Genomic DNA, 18,109 nt, shown 5'->3' on the forward strand with positions numbered 1-18,109 from the left:
CTCACCCGTTTTGTGCACACCTGATGACCCTGTGGGAGCTGGCTTGCCAGCGATAGGGCCGGGACATTCAGCATCAATTCCAGAGCCTTTGTGAAAATGAACAATAAACGCCAATCCAACTTGTGCAGCGGACAGGCGTCAACGCGCAAGACGACTGGCAGCATGAGGGGCATTGGAACTGGAGAATTCGCATGAAAATCGTCATCGCCCCCGATTCGTTCAAGGACAGCCTGAGTGCCCAAGGTGTTGCAGAAGCCATTGCGCTGGGCCTGGCGCAGGTCTGGCCACAGGCGACGCTGATCAAATGCCCAATGGCCGACGGTGGCGAAGGGACGGTGGAATCGATTCTCGCGGCGTGCGAAGGCGAACTGCGCCGCACCCGCGTGCGCGGCCCGTTGGGTGCAGCAGTTGAAGCCGCGTGGGGTTGGCTGCCGCACAACCACACCGCAATCATCGAAATGGCCGAAGCAAGCGGCCTGCAACTGGTGCCGCCGGGGCAGCGTGATGCGTGCGTCAGCAGCACCTTCGGCACCGGAGAGCTGATCCGCGCAGCGCTGGACGCCGGCGCGCAACGGGTGATCCTTGCCATCGGCGGCAGCGCCACCAACGACGGCGGCGCCGGGGCGATGCAGGCGCTGGGCGTGAAATTGCTGGATGCTCAAGGGCAATCACTGGTGCCGGGCGGTCTGGCGCTGGCGCAACTTGCACGACTGGATTTGAGCGAGCTCGACCCGCGTCTGGCACAAGTCCGTTTCGACATCGCCGCCGACGTCAACAATCCGCTGTGCGGCCCTCACGGCGCCTCGGCGATTTTCGGCCCGCAGAAGGGCGCATCACCTGCGCAGGTGCAGCAACTGGATCAGGCGCTCGGCCACTTCGCCGAACTCTGCGCGCTGGCGTTGGGCAAGGATGTTCGCGATGAGCCAGGCAGCGGTGCTGCGGGTGGACTGGGTTTTGCGGCCAAAGCATTTCTCGGCGCGCAGTTCCAGGCCGGGGTTGAAGTGGTCGCGGAACTGGTCGGGCTGGCCGATGCAGTGAAGGGCGCAGATCTGCTGATCACCGGGGAAGGGCGCTTCGATGCCCAGACCCTGCGCGGCAAAACTCCGTTCGGCGTAGCTCGGATCGCCAAGCAACACGGTGTGCCGGTAATCGTTATTGCCGGCACCTTGGGCGAGGGCTATCAGGAACTCTACGATCACGGCATCGACGCCGCATTCGCCGTCACCAGTGGCCCGATGACCCTCGAACACGCCTGCGCCGAAGCTCCGCGCCTGTTGCGCGAACGTGCCACAGACATCGCTCGCGTCTGGCGAATGGCGACCCCGGCCTGACCTGTCACCCATCATCTAAACCAGTGGGTGTTTCAATGCTGAAACACCCGCAACACTTTGAAAAATATTTCTTCTTTACACGCAAACTTCCTAAAGCCTGGCCGATATAGCTAACAGGCGCACACAAGATTACCCAGCACAGTGACGCCGGACTGAAACCCGCCCGATGGGTCAGTGATCACGGCATGGACGCTCGTAGTTTCAATCATCCGAGAGTCCTACTATGTCCTTGCGTAATCTGAATATCGCGCCCCGTGCCTTCCTCGGTTTTGCCTTTATTGCCCTGCTCGTGATCGTGCTCGGCGTGTTCGCCGTCAACCGCATGTCGGTCATTCGCCAGGCCTCTGTCGAAATGCAGACCAATCAGTTGCCCAGCGTCGCTTACCTTGGCGTGGTGACGGAAAACGTATTGCGCCTGCGGATCCTGTCGTTCCGCATTCTGGTCAACCGTGACGCTGCCGGCCTGCAAGATGCACAGACTCGCATCGGCGTGCTGGTCGACAAGGTACGCAGCGCTCAGGCCGCCTACGCCGCATTGCCGGCAGAGAGTGAAGAGCGCGCGCAATACCAGGCTTTCGCGACGACCCTGGACAATTACCTGCAAGCCCAGAACCAGATGATGGACTTGTCGCGTCAGGACAAGGTCGAGGACATGCGCACCCTGATCAACACGAAGATCAAGGACGGCACCGACCAGATGGGCGAGCAGCTCAACAAACTGATTGCGATCAACGCCGCCGGTGCAAAGGACGCGTCCATTCAGGCCGGTGAACACTACGACAGCGCGATCACCGGCATTGTCATCGTGGCGGTCTTCGCAGCATTTGCCACGGTGTTGTTGGCCTGGTTGTTGACCCGCAGCATCGTTACCCCATTGAACCGTGCCGTCGCTGCCGCGCAAACCATCGCCGGTGGCAACCTGACCAAAACCATCGAAATCGACGGCAAGGATGAACCGGCGCGTCTGCTCGAGGCCCTGGCCGCGATGCAGACCAACTTGCGCAAGACGATCGAGCAGATCGCCGGCTCCGCCACGCAACTGGGCGCCGCCGCTGAAGAACTCAGCGCCGTGACCGAAGAAGCCTCCCGTGGCCTGCAACAACAGAACGACGAAATCGAACAGGCCGCCACCGCCGTCAACGAAATGACCGCTGCAGTGGAAGAGGTTGCACGCAACGCGGTGTCGACCTCCGAAGCCTCGAACCAGTCGACCCATGCTGCCCGTGAAGGTCGCGATCAAGTGGTGAAAACCGTCGACGCGATCCAGACCATGACCCACGACGTACAAACCACCGCGCAAATGATCGAAGGCCTGGCCGCTCAGGGCCGCGACATCGGCAAGGTGCTGGACGTGATTCGCGCCATCGCCGAACAGACCAACCTGTTGGCACTCAACGCCGCCATCGAAGCGGCCCGTGCCGGTGAAGCCGGGCGCGGTTTCGCTGTGGTAGCGGACGAGGTTCGCGCCTTGGCTCATCGCACTGCGCAATCGACCCAGGAAATCGAAAAAATGGTCGCCGGCATTCAGAACGGCACCGGCGAAGCGGTCGAGTCGATGCAACAAAGCAATCACCGCACCCAGTCCACCCTGGAAATGGCCCGTGCTGCCGGCGTTGCGCTGGAGCAGATCACTCAATCGATTCACCAGATCAACGAGCGCAACCTGGTGATCGCCAGCGCCTCGGAAGAGCAGGCGCAGGTGTCCCGCGAGGTCGACCGTAACTTGGTCAACATCCGCGACCTGGCCACCCAATCAGCCGCCGGCGCCAACCAGACCAGCGCCGCGACCCACGAACTGTCTCGCCTGGCGGTGGATTTGAACGCGATGGTGGCGCGGTTTGTGATTTGACCTAGGGTGAAGGCTGGAGACCGCTCAATCAGGAGACGTACATGCGCTATTCAGCCTTGACCCAACGAATCGCCGGGGAGGGAGCAGCGGCCTGGCGGATTCACGACCGAGCGCTGGAGTTACGCGCCGAGGGCATTGATGTCTTGCTGCTGTCCGTGGGTGATCCGGATTTCGATACGCCGCTGCCGATCATCCACGGCGCCATCGACAGCCTGCTGGCCGGCGATACCCATTATTCCGAAGTGCGCGGCCGGCTGGAGCTGCGCAAGCGGATCGCCGAGCGCCATCGACGCAACAGCGGCCAGGACGTCGATGCCGAGCATGTGATCGTGCTGCCCGGCGCGCAATGCGCGGTGTATTCGGTGGCGCAATGTCTGCTGGATCCGGGCGATGAAGTCATCGTCGCTGAACCCATGTATGTCACCTACGAAGGCGTGTTTGGCGCTTGCGGCGCGACCGTGGTGCCAGTGCCGGTTCGTCCGGAAAACGGCTTTCGAGTCGACCCGGCGGATGTCTCGGCGCGGATCACCCCCAGGACCCGAGCCATGCTGCTCAACAGTCCCAATAACCCCTCCGGTGCCAGTCTGTCGCTGCTGATCTGGCAGGAGCTGGCGGCGCTGTGCATTCGTCATGACTTGTGGCTGATCAGCGATGAGGTCTACAGCGAATTGTTATACGAAGGTGAGCATGTCAGCCCGGCCAGTCTGCCGGGCATGGCCGAGCGCACCGCGACTATCAACAGCCTGTCCAAATCCCACGCGATGACCGGGTGGCGGATCGGCTGGATGATCGGGCCAAAACCGCTGGCCGAGCATCTGGTGAATTTGTCGTTGAGCATGCTGTTCGGTCTGCCGGACTTTGTGCAGAAAGCGGCGCAAGTGGCGCTGGAAAAGGATCTGCCGGAAGTGACGCAGATGCGCGAGGAATACCGTTTGCGCCGGGATCTGGTGTGCGAGCGGTTGCGCGGCTGTCCGGGGGTGTACCCGATCAAGCCGGACGGTGGAATGTTCGTGATGGTCGATGTGCGGCAGACCGGGATCGGCGCGCAGGACTTTGCCGAGCGGCTGCTGGAGGGATATGGGGTTTCGGTGCTGGCCGGTGAAGCGTTCGGGCCGAGTGCGGCGGGGCATATTCGCATCGGGCTGGTGGTGGATCGGGTGAAACTGGCGGATGCGTGTTCAAGGATTGCCCTGTGCGCTGCGCAGCTTTTGCAAGTGCGCAGCGCCTGAAGGTTCTGCTTTGTCTTTACTGGCCCCTTCGCGGGCAAGCCCGCTCCCACAGGTTCTGAGTACACCGCAGAACATTGTGGGAGCGGCGGTGCGACGATTCGACTTGCCCGCGAAGACGGCCTGGCAGGCGCTGAATATTTCAGCCTTGCCAAGTTGATGAATTCACCAGATTCACCGGCCTCTCTCCGGCCAGCGCCGCCAACAGGTTCTCCACCGCACACCGCGCCATCGCTTCGCGAGTCTCATGGGTCGCCGAACCCATGTGCGGCGTTGCCACCACGTTGTTCAACTGCAGCAACGGCGAGTCATGATTCAACGGTTCACGCTCGAACACATCCAGCCCCGCCGCGCGAATCCGATTATGGCGCAAGGTTTCGATCATTGCAGCTTCATCTACAACCTTGCCCCGTGAAATGTTGATGAAGATGCTATCCGGACGCATCAACGCAAACTGTTCGGCGCCAATCAAACCTTCAGTCTGCGCCGTCAACGGCAACGTCAGGCAAATGAAATCCGCCTGCTGCAACAAATCCTCAAGGCTGCGGTACTGCGCATCAAAACGTTCCTCGACCGCCGGCTTGCGCGACTGGCTGTGATAGATCACCGGCATGCCAAACCCGAAATGCCCGCGTTGCGCCAGCGCCTCACCAATCCGCCCCATACCGATGATGCCCAACGTCTTGCCGTGCACATCGGTGCCGAAATGTGCCGGGCCGATGCTGCGGTGCCAATGGCCGCTGCGCACCATGTTCGCCAGTTCCACCACCCGCCGGGCGGCGGCCAGGATCAGCGCGAAACCGGTGTCGGCAGTGGTTTCGGTGAGCACGTCCGGGGTGTTGGTCAGCATGATCTTGCGGCGGGTCAGGTAGTCGATGTCGTAGTTGTCGACGCCCACCGAGACGCTGGAAATTGCTTCCAGCTGCGGTGCCAGATCGAGCAGTGCCGCGTCCAGTTTCAGGCTGGCACCCAGTAAACCGTGGGCGCCGGGGAGGGCGTCACGCAGCTTCATCAGGCCGTCAGCGTCGAGGCTGTCGATCAGCGTCACATTGACCTGTTCCTCAAGGCGCGCCATCAGGGCTGGCGACAGTTTCTTGTACAACACAACCTGCTTTTTCATCGCAGTCATCTCTCTATCAATTCAGGAATGGGCCGGCAGCGGACGCGGTGCGACGCGCTTGGCCGTCACCCGGTCGCTGGCGCCGGGCTTGAGGAAAATCGTCAGCACCACCGAGAGCATCAGCGCGCCGCTCATCAGCAAGTACGAAGCACCGGGCGAACCAGTGGAGCTGTTCAGGTAACCGACCAGATACGAACCGCCGAACGAACCCAGGGCGCCCATGCTGTTGATCAGCGCCATGGCACCACCGGCAACGTTGGCCGGCAGGATTTCCGGGACGATGGCGAAGAACGGCCCGTAAGGCGCGTACATGCAGGCGCCGGCAATCACCAGCAGCGTGTACGACCACCAGAAATGCTCGGCACCGAGGGCGTAGGAACCGTAGAACGCCACCGAGGCGATCAGCAGCGGCGGCCAGACGAAGCGTTTGCGCTTTTGCAGTTTGTCCGAGCCCCACGACACCAGAAGCATGCCGATCACTGCCGCCAGATACGGCAACGCCGACAGCCAACCGGCCTCGATCATGTCCATTTGCGCGCCGGCCTTGAGGATCGACGGCAGCCACAGCACAAAGCCGTAGACGCCGATGCTCCAGCAGAAAAACTGCAGCGCCAGGATGATCACCTTTGGCGAGCGGAAGGCTTCGGCGTAGTTCTTCACGGCTTTGATCCCGACCTGTTCGGCCGCCAGTGCGCTTTCCAGATCGTGCTTTTCCTGATCGCTGAGCCACTTGGCCTGGGCCGGACGATCATCGGCGAGTTTCCACCAGATGAAAGCCCAGAGTACCGCTGGCAAGCCTTCGATGATGAACATCCAACGCCAGCTGAAATGCTGCACCAGATACCCCGAAACCACCGACATCCAGAGCATCGTTACCGGGTTGCCGAGGATCAGGAAGGTGTTGGCCCGGGAGCGTTCGGCGCGGGTGAACCAGTGGCACAGGTACACCAGCATCGCCGGCATCACCGCCGCTTCGACCACACCGAGCATGAAGCGGATGACGATCAGCCAATAGGCGTTGGAGACCACGCCGGTCAGCGTGGCGAGCCCGCCCCAGAGGATCAGGCTGACGAAAATCAGCTTCTTCACGCTGTGCTTCTGCGCGTAGATCGCTCCGGGTACCTGGAAGAAAAAGTAGCCGAGGAAGAACAGCGCGCCGAGCAGCGAGGACAGGCCCGGCGTGATCATCAGGTCGGCGGCCATCCCGGACGCGGCGGCGAATCCGTAGTTGGCCCGGTCCAGGTACGCCAGGCTGTAGGTGATGAACACGATCGGCATGATGTACCACCAGCGGCGGGTGGCGAGGGTTGCGGTTTTCATGGTCTTGCTCCTGAGCTTGTTGTTTTTGTCGCAGCAGGTTCAAAAAATGTGTTGCCTGTCAGGGCCTCATCGCGGGCAAGCCCGCTCCCACAGTGTCCGTGGAGTACACAAAACTTGTGGGAGCTGCGGTGCGACGATTCGACTTGCCAGCGATTGCGGCTTCGAGCTCAGCGGTGAGTTCGGATCGGGTCGGCAAACCCTCCATGTCGCCACGGCTCTGCACCGCCCGGCTGCCAATCCAGTTGGCGCGTCTGACCGCTTCGGGAAAACTCTGGTGCTCCAGCAGGGCGCTGATCATCCCCACCGCAAATCCATCGCCGGCACCGACCGTGTCGACCACGGTTTCAACTGGCACACCAGCGACAAACCCCTGATCCAGATGCGTGCGGTAATACGCACCCTGCGGCCCGAGCTTGATCGCCACGGCTTCGGCACCCTGATCGAGATAAAACGCGGCGATATCCGCCGGGTCTTCAAACCCGGTCAGCAAGCGACCTTCGCTCAACCCCGGCAACACCCAGTGGGCGAGGGCAGCGAGGCGGTTGATTTCGCGGATCATCTCCCGTTCGCTGGCCCACAGGCTCGGGCGCAGGTTCGGGTCGAACGACACGCTGCGCCCGGCGTTGCGCATGCGGGTCATCAGCTCATGGGACATTTCCCGGGCCGAGGCGGACAGTGCCGGCGGAATGCCCGTGGCGTGCAGATGTCGGGCGCTTAACAGCGTCGGGGTGATCGATTGCGGCGACAGATGACTGGCCGCCGAGCCACGGCGGAAGTACTCGACCGTCGGATCGCTGCCGTCATCGTTGCGCGATTTGAGCTGGAAACCGGTCGGGTGCGCCGGGTCGACTTCAACGTGACTGCAATCCAGACCTTCCCGGTGCAGGGTTTCGACCACGAAGCGCCCCAGCGAATCGGCACCGACTCGGCTCAGCCACGCAACGTTGAAACCCAGCCGAGACAACCCGATGGCCACGTTGCTGTCCGCCCCGGCAATCCGCCTGTGGAACTGGTCGACGAATGCCAGATCACCGCTCTGTTCGGCGACAAACATGGCCATGGTTTCACCGAACGACAGAATATCGATCTCAGACATGAGCAGGCTCCAGACGGGATTGGCCGAGGCGGGCGAGGGCGGCGACGTGTTCGGTAGTCAATTGCACCAGGTCATCGCCCTGCAACGGGTATTCGGCGGCGCGCATGACCCCTTGGGCCATGTGCCGCAGCAGTTGTTCCCACAGATGCAGGTCAGTGGCGGCCGGCGGCACCGCCACCAGTTTGCCGTCGGCACGGCGGGCCACGGCTTTGCAATGGACGTAGCCGACATGGCGGCCCAGCAGTCGAGCGGCGCTGGTGGCGGACTGGTCTTGCCACTGCCAGTTGCCGATATCGAAGGTCATCTTGACCGGCAGGTTGTGTTGCTCGGCGGCGGCGAAGAAACGCTGGAACGGTTCGATCCGCCCACCGTGCAGGGTCTGGTCATTCTCTACCAGCAGTTGCACAGGGCTTTGCGCAAGGATCTGCGCCAGCGTCAGCAGATCGTTGTTGTCGGTGAAGAATCCAAGGGAAACCTTCAGCCACTTCGAGCCGAACGCTTCGGCGTTTTGCAACGCTGTGATGAGCTCGGGATTGGGCCGCGACTGACCGGCCAGCCACAGCTCGGTGGACGAGGAATAGATGCTTTGCAGGCCTTCAGCTTGTGTCGCAGCAGCCAATTGTTCGGGGACTTCGTTGGTCAGCAGCTCTTCGCGCCATTCGATGCGATTGGCGCCGGCGGCGGCCAACACTTCGATGAACGAGCCTTGGCCACGACGGCGCACAAGGTCGGCGCCGTAGCTGGACAGACTGATGGAAACGGCGGGTTTATTCATTGTTGTCTACCTCTGAAACCGGTTTCATTTTTGTTCAAAAAAAATCATCAAAGTGTGTAGTGCTCTTTCGGCCCCTTCGCGGGCAAGTCGAGTCGTCGCACCGCCGCTCCCACAGATATAGCGTCGTTCACAGTTCTCAAGCACACCCGAACACCTGTGGGAGCGGGCTTGCTCCGGGCGGCGATCCGACGAAGAGGCCATGTCAGTCACCACAAAATCCACGGGTCGAACCGCGCGCAATGAGCACCGGCGCAAAATCCAGTGTCCGCGCCGCTTCATCATCCCCACGCAAACGCTTGAGCAAACACTCAAATGCCTGCGCCCCAATCTCGGCGGTTGGCTGGGCAAGAGCAGTAATCCCGCTGCCCACCAACGGATACCAATCCAGATCATCCAGCGCGATCAACCCGATATCCTCGAACAACCGGCAGCCGATTTCGCGCAAGGCCAGGGTGCAGGCCAGCGCCGCCACGCCATTGGCGCAGAACAGCGCTTTCGGACCCGAATCAGGTGTGTTCAAAAAAGTTTGAAGATCGTTCGCAAGGCTTGGGCCGGTTTCCAACACGGCGCCACGCATTACGTCGCGCTGGCCAATCTGCTGCTGAAAACTGCTGACCCGCTCGATCCGAGAGCTGGTGCCATCATAGGGTTCAGTCACCAGTAGTACATCGCGATAGCCACGTTGCTGAAGATGTTCGAGCGCCATTTCGATCGCTTGCGGGTTGTTCAACCCGACCATGTCGCTGTCGAGCCCGTCGACCTTGCGATCCACCAGGACCAGTGGCATTTCCCGCTTCAGCTCATCCAGCTCATCCCGGTGATGGCCCAGGGTGTTCACGATCAGCCCTTCGATGTTGTACGAGCGCAACAGCGCCAGGTGCTGGCGTTCCTGCTCATCATCGCGGTCGGTGTTACACACCACCAGGCTGTAGCCATGCCGGCGGCAGGCGGTTTCCACCCCGTGCATCACGGCAATGGAATAAGGGTTGCGGATATCGGCCACCAGCATGCCGATCAGGCGGGTGCGGCCACGTTTCAAGCCTCGAGCCATCTGGTTTGGGCGGTAGCCGAGTTCGGCAATCGCCTGCTCGATGCGCTGGGCAATGGCATCGGAGAGCAGGGCACGGTCATCGCCGATAAAGCGCGAGACGCTGGCCTTGGACACGCCAGCGTGTTCGGCGACGTCGAGCATGGTGACGCGGCTGCGCTGGGCGGCGGAGAAATCGTTCACGGTCTGAAACCTTGTTATTGGATTTGTCAGGTCAGATTATCTGTATCTGAAACCGGTTTCAGGAAACACCAGAAGCGATTGGATCGTCAAGTGAATGATCGGAGGAAATTCATCAGTCGCCGACAAATGGCGCTCAATGGGGAATATCTGATATCAGCCGAACAGCCCGGCCGCGATGTTGATCGAAAACCCGAGAATCGCCGTATTGAAAACAAACCCGATCAACGATTGCGCCAGCACGATCTTGCGTATCTCCCGCGTGGCCACGCCGACATCCGCCGTCTGCACGGCGACGCCAATGGTGAACGAGAAATACAGAAAGTCCCAATAGTTGGGCGTTGTCAGGCCTTCGGCAAAGCGCAGCGCCGGCTCCTTGCCGTCCCAGGTGTAAAACAGCCGGGCGTAGTGCACGCTGAAGATCACCCCGATCAGCAGCCACGAACCGATCACGGTCAGCGCGGTGAAGCCGTAGTGCAGGAGTTTGCGGGTGGTTTCCAGATCCTTGCTGCCGGCCAGTTCGAAGGTGATGGTGGCGAGGCTGGCCAGGGCCGCGATGCACACGACGAACAGCACCAGTCCGGCGTTCTCATCCTCGACTTCGGCAATGCGTTTGACATCCGGCGCTTTTGCCCGGGCTGTCAGCCAGAACATCAGGATCAGATAGGTCCAGACCCCGGCGTTCCAGCCGATGAGGATTTTGCTGATGACGGATTCCGCCGGGGCCAGGAGGCCGGCGGCAAGGCCGAGCAATGCGGCGGCAGAGAGGCGAGGGTGGGTGCGGGCGAGGAAGCGCATGGGGACTCGATGGGCCAGGGTGGTTCAGACACCTTAGCCCAGCGCGGCGACCTGTGGCCACCGCGCCGGGAGCGCTCGATCAATCAGGCTTGGTGAACCGGCGCACAAGCTTGATCACGACAACGAAGAACACCGGCACAAAAATCACCGCCAATGTGGCTGTGATCATCCCGCCAATCACCCCGGTGCCAATCGCTTGCTGGCTCGCCGAGCTGGCGCCCGTAGCAATCGCCAGCGGCACCACGCCCAGAATGAACGCCAGCGACGTCATGACAATCGGCCGCAACCGCAGGCGCGCCGCTTGCAACGTAGCGTCAATCAGGTCGTGACCTTCGTCATACAGGCTCTTGGCAAACTCGATGATCAGGATCGCGTTCTTCGCCGACAGGCCGATGATAGTAATCAGCCCGACCTTGAAGAACACATCGTTCGGCATCCCGCGCAGAGTCACCGCCAGCACCGCGCCGAGCACGCCGAGCGGCACCACCAGCAAAACGGAAGTCGGAATCGACCAGCTCTCGTACAACGCCGCCAGACACAGGAACACGATCAGCAGCGACAGGCCGAGCAGGATCGGCGCCTGGCTGCCGGACAAACGTTCCTGCAGCGACAGACCGGTCCATTCCTGACCCAGACCTTTCGGCCCCTGAGCCACCAGACGTTCGATTTCCGCCATGGCTTCGCCGGTGCTGTGGCCGGGTTTTGGTTCGCCGGAAATCGAGATCGCCGGGTAGCCGTTGTAGCGGGTCAGTTGCGCCGGGCCCTGGGTCCAGGTCGCTCGGACGAACGCCGACAGCGGCACCATTTTCCCGGCGTCGTTGCGCACGTGCATCTTCAGCAAGTCATTGACCTGACTGCGACGGTCGCCTTCGGCCTGCACGACAACGCGCTGCATCCGCCCCTGATTGGGGAAGTCGTTGACGTACGAGGAGCCGATGGCAGTGGACAGTACGTTACCGACGTCGGCGAATGAAACCCCCAGGGCGTTGGCCTGTTTACGGTCCACTTCCAGCTGCACTTGCGGTGCTTCGGCCAGGGCACTTTCACGCACGTTCATCAGGATCGGGCTTTTCTCGGCGGCGGCCAGCAGTTGGGTGCGCGCCTCCATCAGGGTCGCATGACCCAGACCGCCGCGATCCTGCAGGCGAAATTCGAAACCGCTGGAGGTGCCGAGGCCGTCAACCGGCGGCGGCAGCACAGAGAACGCCATCGCATCCTTTATCTGGCTCAAGGCGATGTTTGCACGGTCGGCAATCGAGCTGGCCGAGTCGTCGCTGCCTCGGTGCGACCAGTCCTTGAGCGTGGTGAAGGCCAGCGCGGCGTTTTGCCCGCTGCCGGAGAAGCTGAAACCGAGGATCACCACGCTGTCACTGACGCCCGGCTCACCGTTGTTGTGGGCCTCAAGCTGTTCGGCGACCTGTACCGTACGATTCTTGGTCGCGCCCGGTGGCAACTGAATGTCGGTGATGGTGTAACCCTGATCCTCGACCGGCAGGAACGAGGAGGGCAGGCGCGCGAAGCACAGGCCCAGACCCACCAGCAGCACAACGTAAATCAGCAGATAACGCCCGGTGCGTTTCAGCGCATAACCGACCCAGCCCTGATAACGATCCGTCAGTTGTTCGAAGCGGCGGTTGAACCAGCCGAAGAGCCCGGTCTTCTCGTGATGTTCACCCTTGGCAATCGGCTTGAGCAGCGTTGCGCACAACGCCGGGGTCAAGGTCAGGGCCAGGAACGCCGAGAACAGGATCGAGGTTGCCATCGACAGCGAGAACTGTCGGTAGATCACGCCTACCGAACCCTGCATGAACGCCATCGGAATGAACACCGCCACCAGCACCAGCGTGATGCCGATGATCGCGCCGGTAATCTGCCGCATCGCCTTGCGCGTTGCTTCTTTCGGCGACAGGCCTTCGCTGGCCATGATCCGTTCGACGTTCTCCACCACCACAATGGCGTCGTCCACCAGAATGCCGATGGCCAGCACCATGCCGAACATGGTCAGCACGTTGATCGAGAAACCCAGCGCCAGCATCGTCGCGAAGGTGCCCATCAGCGCCACCGGAACCACCAGCGTCGGGATCAGCGTGTAGCGAATGTTCTGCAGGAACAGGAACATCACCGCGAACACCAGCAGCATCGCTTCGCCGAGGGTGTAGACCACTTTGGTGATCGAGACCTTCACGAACGGCGAAGTGTCGTAGGGAATCTTGTACTCCACACCCGCCGGGAAGTAGCGCGACAGTTCATCCATCTTCGCCCGGATCAAAGTGGCGGTGCTGAGCGCGTTGGCGCCCGGTGCCAGTTGCACGCCGACGGCGGTGGAAGGCTTGCCGTTCAGACGGGTGCCGAACTGGTATTCCTGGCTGCCGATCTCGACCCGCGCCACATCCTTGATGCGCACGGTGGAACCGTCCGGGTTGGCCTTGAGCACGATGTCGGCGAACTCTTCCGGCGTCGATAGCTGCCCCTTGACCAGAATCGTCGCGGTGATTTCCTGAGTGCTCGGGTTCGGCAGGTCTCCGATGCTGCCAGCCGACACCTGAGCGTTCTGCGCAACGATGGCGGCGTTGACGTCAGCCGGCGTCAGGTTGAAACCGATCAGCTTCTGCGGGTCGACCCAGATCCGCATCGCCCGCTCGGCACCATACAACTGGGCCTTGCCGACGCCGTCGATGCGCTTGATCTCGTTCATCACGTTGCGCGCCAGGTAATCGCTGAGCGCTACGTCGTCGAGCTTGCCGTCGCTGGAAGTCAGGGTAATCAGCAGCAGGAAACCGGCGGAGACTTTCTCCACCTGCAAACCTTGCTGGTTCACCGCTTGCGGCAGACGCGACTCGACCACCTTGAGGCGGTTCTGCACATCGACCTGCGCCAGTTCCGGGTTGGTGCCCGGTTGGAACGTGGCCTTGATCGTGGCGCTGCCGAGGCTGCTCTGCGATTCGAAATACAGCAGGTGATCGGCGCCGTTGAGCTCTTCCTCGATCAGGCTGACCACGCTTTCGTCGACGGTCTGCGCCGAGGCGCCCGGGTACACGGCATAGATTTCAATTTGCGGCGGCGCGACGTCGGGGTATTGCGCCACCGGCAATTGCGGGATGGCCAGCGCACCGGCCAACAGGATGAACAACGCGACGACCCAGGCGAATACCGGGCGGTCGATAAAGAACTGCGGCATAGAAGAGCGTCCTGCTTACTGACCAGAGGTCTGGGCAAGTGGAAGAGGGGTGTCGTCGATCTGCACCACTTCGCCCGGACGGGCGTGTTGCAGGCCTTCGATGACAATGCGGTCGCCAGGCTTGAGGCCGCCGGTGACGATCCAGCGGTCGTTCTGCACGGCGCCCAGTTGAACTGGCTGCTGGGCGACCCGCATCTGATCGTCGACCGTCAGGACCTGCGCTACACCGGCGCTGTCACGTTGTACCGCACGTTGAGGCACGGTGAGGCCGTGTTGAATCACGCCTTGTTCCAGACGCACACGAACGTAGCTGCCGGGCAGCAAATCGAGGTCCGGGTTGGGGAACTCGCTGCGCAGGATGATCTGACCGGTGCCCGGATCGACCGTGATGTCGCTGAACAGCAATTTGCCCGGTAGCGGATAGAGGCTGCCGTCGTCCTGGATCAGCGTGGCCTTGACCTGATCCTGGCCGACCTGCTGCAACTGGCCGGAACGGAACGCTCGGCGCAACTCATTCAATTCACGGGTCGACTGGGTGAGGTCGGCGTGAATCGGGTTCAGTTGCTGGATTAGCGCCAGTGGCGTGGTTTCGTTCTGGCCGACCAATGCGCCTTCGGTCACCAGGGCGCGGCCGACACGGCCGGAAATCGGCGCGGTGACGGTGGCGTAACCGAGGTTCAGCTTCGCTCGCTCGACAGCAGCCTTGTTGGCAGCGACGTCGGCGGCCGTTTGCCGGGCGTTGGCGCGGGCGTTGTCGTAGTCCTGAGCGCTGATGGCCTTGTCGTCGATCAACTGGGCGTAGCGCTGCTCCTGCAGTTTCGCCTGGAACGCGTTGGCTTCGGCCTTGCGCAGGGCGGCTTCGGCGCTGTCCAGGTCTGCCTTGAATGGCGCCGGATCGATGCGGAACAGCACGTCGCCCTTTTTCACGTCGCTGCCTTCGCGGTAAGTGCGTTGCAGCACGACACCGGCCACTCGGGCGCGGACTTCGGCGATGCGTGGCGCGGCAATGCGCCCGCTCAGTTCGCTGCTGATCGACAGGGGGCGCGCCTCAAGGGTTTCGACCCGCACGGTGGCCGGTGGCGCCTCTTCCTCAGTGCTCGAGGATTTACCACAGGCACCCAGCGTCAGCGCCAATGCGATCAGGCCGAGCCCGGCCAGCAGATTCTTCGACATGTACAACCCCCAATATTGATGTGCGCATCCTACGGACAGGCACCGAAGGTAGCGGTGAAGCTTTGTAGGTGCTGTGTGAAATTGTGTAAGGGTTTTGCTCAGGGACGAGTGAGGGCGTATATCCTTTACGCCTTGAAATTTATTGCGACAGATATGCAGCCTTCGCGGGCAAGCCCGCTCCCACAGGTCCGGTGTGAAAACAGATGTTGTGAACACCAAACAATCACTGTGGGAGCGGCGGTGCGACGTTTCGACTTGCCCGCGAAGAGGCCCTGCCAGTCGCCACAGCCCTTTCTGGATCATCAATGCCCAACATCCTTCTGGTCGAAGACGACACCGCCCTCGCCGAACTGATTTCCAGCTACCTGGAACGCAACGGCTACTCCGTCAGCGTGATCGGTCGTGGCGACCATGTGCGCGAACGGGCGCGGCTCAATCCGCCGGACCTGGTGATTCTCGACCTCATGCTGCCGGGCCTCGACGGTTTGCAGGTCTGTCGATTGCTGCGTGCCGACTCGGCAACGCTGCCGATCCTGATGCTCACGGCCCGCGATGACAGCCACGATCAGGTGCTGGGCCTGGAAATGGGGGCCGACGATTACGTCACCAAACCCTGTGAGCCTCGAGTTTTGCTGGCGCGGGTACGCACCTTGCTGCGCCGCAGCAGCCTCGGCGAACCGATGACCGCCAACGACCGCATCCTGATGGGCAACCTGTGCATCGATCTTTCGGAGCGCACCGTGACCTGGCGCGAGCAACCGGTCGAGCTGTCGAGCGGCGAATACAATTTGCTGGTGGTGCTGGCCCGGCATGCCGGTGAAGTGCTGAGCCGTGACCAGATCCTGCAACGCCTGCGCGGTATAGAGTTCAACGGCACCGATCGCTCGGTGGACGTGGCGATTTCCAAGCTGCGACGCAAATTCGATGACCATGCGGGCGAGGCGCGCAAGATCAAGACCGTGTGGGGCAAGGGCTATCTGTTCAGCCGTTCCGAGTGGGAATGCTGAGTCGATGTTCAGAATCCTGTTTCGCCTCTATCTGGTGACGATCGTTTCCTACAGCGCAGCGATCTATCTGGTGCCGGATCTGGTGGTGATGGCGTTCAGGGATCGGTTCGTCACCTACAACCTCGATTATTCCCGTGGCCTGCAATCGCTGATCACCAAGCAGTTTCGCGCGGTGCCGCAGGATCAATGGCCGGTGGTCGCGGCCTCGATGGACAAGGACTTCCAACCGCTGCACATCGTCCTCGCCCGCATCGATGACGCCAATTTCACCCCGATTGAACAAGAACGTCTGCGTCGTGGCGAAAACGTGGTGCGCATCGGCGACTGGGGCTGGCGTACGCTGGCGGTGACGCCGTTGAACGACCAGGTGGCCGTGCAAATGGTGGTGCCGCCGGATCCGATGGACGTGAATCTGCTGTACTGGAGCATCAACGTCCTGATCGGTGCGAGTTTGCTGGCGTGCCTGTTGCTGTGGCTGCGGCCGCACTGGCGTGATCTTGAACGCCTGAAGGGCACCGCCGAACGCTTCGGCAAGGGCCATTTGGGCGAGCGAACGCAAATCGGCTCGAGTTCGAACATCGGCAGCCTGGCCACGGTGTTCGACACCATGGCCGGCGACATCGAAAACCTGCTCAACCAGCAGCGTGACTTGCTCAACGCGGTGTCCCATGAATTGCGTACGCCGCTGACCCGTCTGGACTTCGGCCTGGCGCTCGCGCTGTCCGATGATCTGCCGCAAGCCAGCCGCGAACGCCTGCAAGGGCTGGTCGCGCACATTCGTGAACTGGATGAGTTGGTGTTGGAGTTGCTGTCCTACAGCCGCTTGCAGAATCCGGCAAAGATGCCGGAGCAGGTCGAGGTGGCGCTGGACGAGTTCATCGACAGCATTCTGGGCAGCGTCGACGAAGAGCTGGAATCCCCGGAAATCGTCATCGATGTATTGCTGCACAACCAGCTGGAACGCTTCTCCCTCGACCCGCGCCTGACAGCCCGCGCGATTCAGAACCTGCTGCGCAACGCGATGCGTTACTGCGAAAAACGCATTCAGATCGGCGTACAGGTGTGTCCGAAGGGCTGTGAGATTTGGGTGGATGACGACGGAATCGGCATTCCGGAAGATGAGCGGGAGCGGATTTTCGAGCCGTTCTATCGACTGGATCGCAGCCGCGACCGGGCGACCGGCGGATTTGGCCTGGGACTGGCGATCAGCCGTCGGGCGCTGGAAGCGCAGGGCGGGACGTTGACCGTGGAAGGTTCGCCGTTGGGTGGGGCGCGGTTCAGGCTTTGGCTGCCGACGCCGGCTTGATTCGATCGCTCCCGTGCATGGCTCGGGAGCGATCAAAGATCAGAGCAGCTCGGTGGATTGAACCAACCCGACCCCGGCCACTTGCATCCGCTCGATCGCCGACGCCAGCGAACCATTCATGTCGATCGCCCTACACGCATCCAGCACCACAAACGTATTGAACCCCGTCGCCCGTGCATCCAGCGCGGAGAACATCACACAGAAGTCCAGCGCCAGGCCGACCATGTAAACCGTGTCGACACCGCGTTCCTTGAGATAACCGGCCAACCCGGTGGTGGTGGCACGGTCCGCTTCCAGAAACGCCGAATAGCTGTCGATGTCCGGGTTGCAGCCCTTGCGGATGATCAACTGCGCGTGGGGCAAGTTGAGCCCCGAGTGAAACTCGGCACCGCGAGAGCCCTGAATGCAGTGGTCTGGCCAGAGCGTCTGCTCGCCGTACGGCAGTTGAATCACATCGTAAGGCTGACGGCCGGGATGGCTGGAGGCAAACGAGGCATGGCCCGCCGGGTGCCAGTCCTGGGCAATGACCACTTGCTTGAACTGCTCGGCAAGGCGATTGATCAGCGGGACGATCAGGTCACCCTCGGGCACGGCCAGTTGGCCGCCGGGGATGAAGTCGTTCTGTACGTCGATGACCAGTAATGCAGTACGTGGGGAAATCAGCATTTTTCAAGCCACTCCTTGGAAATCACCCGGGCAGGA

General features: G+C 61.7%; 14 protein-coding genes. 5 read left to right on the top strand and 9 right to left on the bottom strand.

The window, feature by feature from the left end:
- The first annotated feature begins 191 nt into the window (after positions 1-191).
- From JJN09_RS04910 to JJN09_RS04920, 3 genes are all read left to right on the top strand, one after another.
- Positions 192-1,331 carry a glycerate kinase gene (locus JJN09_RS04910; protein WP_249486006.1) on the top strand — a complete coding sequence of 380 codons (1,140 nt, stop codon included), beginning with the start codon at positions 192-194 and terminating at the stop codon, positions 1,329-1,331.
- 223 nt (positions 1,332-1,554) lie between these two features.
- Positions 1,555-3,180 carry a methyl-accepting chemotaxis protein gene (locus tag JJN09_RS04915; protein ID WP_249486007.1) on the top strand — a complete coding sequence of 542 codons (1,626 nt, stop codon included), beginning with the start codon at positions 1,555-1,557 and terminating at the stop codon, positions 3,178-3,180.
- A gap of 41 nt (positions 3,181-3,221) precedes the next feature.
- Positions 3,222-4,409, top strand: coding sequence for a pyridoxal phosphate-dependent aminotransferase (locus JJN09_RS04920; RefSeq protein WP_249486008.1), 1,188 nt, complete (start codon positions 3,222-3,224; stop codon positions 4,407-4,409).
- A gap of 139 nt (positions 4,410-4,548) precedes the next feature.
- Here JJN09_RS04920 and JJN09_RS04925 read toward each other — a convergent pair whose 3' ends face one another.
- The 8 genes from JJN09_RS04925 to JJN09_RS04960 all read right to left on the bottom strand — a co-directional run bounded on the left by JJN09_RS04925 (position 4,549) and on the right by JJN09_RS04960 (position 15,094).
- Positions 4,549-5,526 carry a D-glycerate dehydrogenase gene (locus JJN09_RS04925; protein ID WP_249486009.1) on the bottom strand — a complete coding sequence of 326 codons (978 nt, stop codon included), beginning with the start codon at positions 5,524-5,526 and terminating at the stop codon, positions 4,549-4,551.
- Between the two features lie 21 nt (positions 5,527-5,547).
- Complete coding sequence (locus JJN09_RS04930; protein WP_192558090.1) at positions 5,548-6,846, bottom strand: MFS transporter; 1,299 nt, start codon at positions 6,844-6,846, stop codon at positions 5,548-5,550.
- Positions 6,847-6,904: 58 nt separating this feature from the next.
- Entirely contained in the window at positions 6,905-7,942 is a 1,038-nt protein-coding gene (locus JJN09_RS04935) for a sugar kinase (RefSeq protein ID WP_249486010.1), read from the bottom strand.
- Positions 7,935-8,717 carry a sugar phosphate isomerase/epimerase gene (locus JJN09_RS04940; protein WP_249486011.1) on the bottom strand — a complete coding sequence of 261 codons (783 nt, stop codon included), beginning with the start codon at positions 8,715-8,717 and terminating at the stop codon, positions 7,935-7,937. The genes JJN09_RS04935 and JJN09_RS04940 overlap by 8 nt, the downstream gene beginning before the upstream one ends.
- A 202-nt stretch (positions 8,718-8,919) precedes the next feature.
- The gene (locus JJN09_RS04945) at positions 8,920-9,948 is read right to left on the bottom strand and encodes a LacI family DNA-binding transcriptional regulator (RefSeq protein ID WP_302851981.1); all 1,029 of its coding nucleotides are present in this window, start codon (positions 9,946-9,948) and stop codon (positions 8,920-8,922) included.
- A gap of 153 nt (positions 9,949-10,101) precedes the next feature.
- Entirely contained in the window at positions 10,102-10,743 is a 642-nt protein-coding gene (locus JJN09_RS04950) for a DUF1345 domain-containing protein (protein WP_249486013.1), read from the bottom strand.
- 79 nt (positions 10,744-10,822) lie between these two features.
- On the bottom strand, positions 10,823-13,921 hold the full coding sequence (locus JJN09_RS04955) for an efflux RND transporter permease subunit (RefSeq protein ID WP_249486014.1): 3,099 nt from the start codon (positions 13,919-13,921) through the stop codon (positions 10,823-10,825).
- Positions 13,922-13,936: 15 nt separating this feature from the next.
- Positions 13,937-15,094 (bottom strand): efflux RND transporter periplasmic adaptor subunit, encoded by a 1,158-nt coding sequence (locus tag JJN09_RS04960; protein WP_249486015.1) that lies wholly within the window; start codon positions 15,092-15,094, stop codon positions 13,937-13,939.
- A 305-nt stretch (positions 15,095-15,399) separates the two neighbouring features.
- Here JJN09_RS04960 and JJN09_RS04965 point away from each other — a divergent pair, with 305 nt between their 5' ends.
- A complete protein-coding gene (locus JJN09_RS04965) occupies positions 15,400-16,101 on the top strand; it encodes a response regulator transcription factor (protein ID WP_007960391.1) in 702 nt (233 codons plus the stop codon).
- Between the two features lie 4 nt (positions 16,102-16,105).
- Positions 16,106-17,407, top strand: a complete 1,302-nt coding sequence (locus tag JJN09_RS04970) for an ATP-binding protein (protein ID WP_249486016.1) — start codon at positions 16,106-16,108, stop codon at positions 17,405-17,407.
- Positions 17,408-17,446: 39 nt separating this feature from the next.
- Here JJN09_RS04970 and pncA read toward each other — a convergent pair whose 3' ends face one another.
- Positions 17,447-18,073, bottom strand: a complete 627-nt coding sequence (gene pncA, locus JJN09_RS04975; RefSeq protein WP_249486017.1) for a bifunctional nicotinamidase/pyrazinamidase — start codon at positions 18,071-18,073, stop codon at positions 17,447-17,449.
- Positions 18,074-18,109 lie beyond the last annotated feature (36 nt).

The sequence above is a fragment of the Pseudomonas sp. HS6 genome (assembly GCF_023375815.1).
GTDB lineage: Bacteria > Pseudomonadota > Gammaproteobacteria > Pseudomonadales > Pseudomonadaceae > Aquipseudomonas.

Bases quoted from the DNA above. Each gene is read 5' to 3' on its own strand.
- JJN09_RS04970 (WP_249486016.1), top strand. From the start codon at position 16,106: ATGTTCAGAATCCTGTTTCGCCTCTATCTGGTGACGATCGTTTCCTAC.
- JJN09_RS04960 (WP_249486015.1), bottom strand. From the start codon at position 15,094: ATGTCGAAGAATCTGCTGGCCGGGCTCGGCCTGATCGCATTGGCGCTG.
- JJN09_RS04955 (WP_249486014.1), bottom strand. From the start codon at position 13,921: ATGCCGCAGTTCTTTATCGACCGCCCGGTATTCGCCTGGGTCGTCGCG.
- JJN09_RS04910 (WP_249486006.1), top strand. From the start codon at position 192: ATGAAAATCGTCATCGCCCCCGATTCGTTCAAGGACAGCCTGAGTGCC.
- pncA (WP_249486017.1), bottom strand. From the start codon at position 18,073: ATGCTGATTTCCCCACGTACTGCATTACTGGTCATCGACGTACAGAAC.
- JJN09_RS04935 (WP_249486010.1), bottom strand. From the start codon at position 7,942: ATGTCTGAGATCGATATTCTGTCGTTCGGTGAAACCATGGCCATGTTT.
- JJN09_RS04965 (WP_007960391.1), top strand. From the start codon at position 15,400: ATGCCCAACATCCTTCTGGTCGAAGACGACACCGCCCTCGCCGAACTG.
- JJN09_RS04925 (WP_249486009.1), bottom strand. From the start codon at position 5,526: ATGAAAAAGCAGGTTGTGTTGTACAAGAAACTGTCGCCAGCCCTGATG.
- JJN09_RS04940 (WP_249486011.1), bottom strand. From the start codon at position 8,717: ATGAATAAACCCGCCGTTTCCATCAGTCTGTCCAGCTACGGCGCCGAC.
- JJN09_RS04915 (WP_249486007.1), top strand. From the start codon at position 1,555: ATGTCCTTGCGTAATCTGAATATCGCGCCCCGTGCCTTCCTCGGTTTT.
- JJN09_RS04920 (WP_249486008.1), top strand. From the start codon at position 3,222: ATGCGCTATTCAGCCTTGACCCAACGAATCGCCGGGGAGGGAGCAGCG.
- JJN09_RS04950 (WP_249486013.1), bottom strand. From the start codon at position 10,743: ATGCGCTTCCTCGCCCGCACCCACCCTCGCCTCTCTGCCGCCGCATTG.
- JJN09_RS04930 (WP_192558090.1), bottom strand. From the start codon at position 6,846: ATGAAAACCGCAACCCTCGCCACCCGCCGCTGGTGGTACATCATGCCG.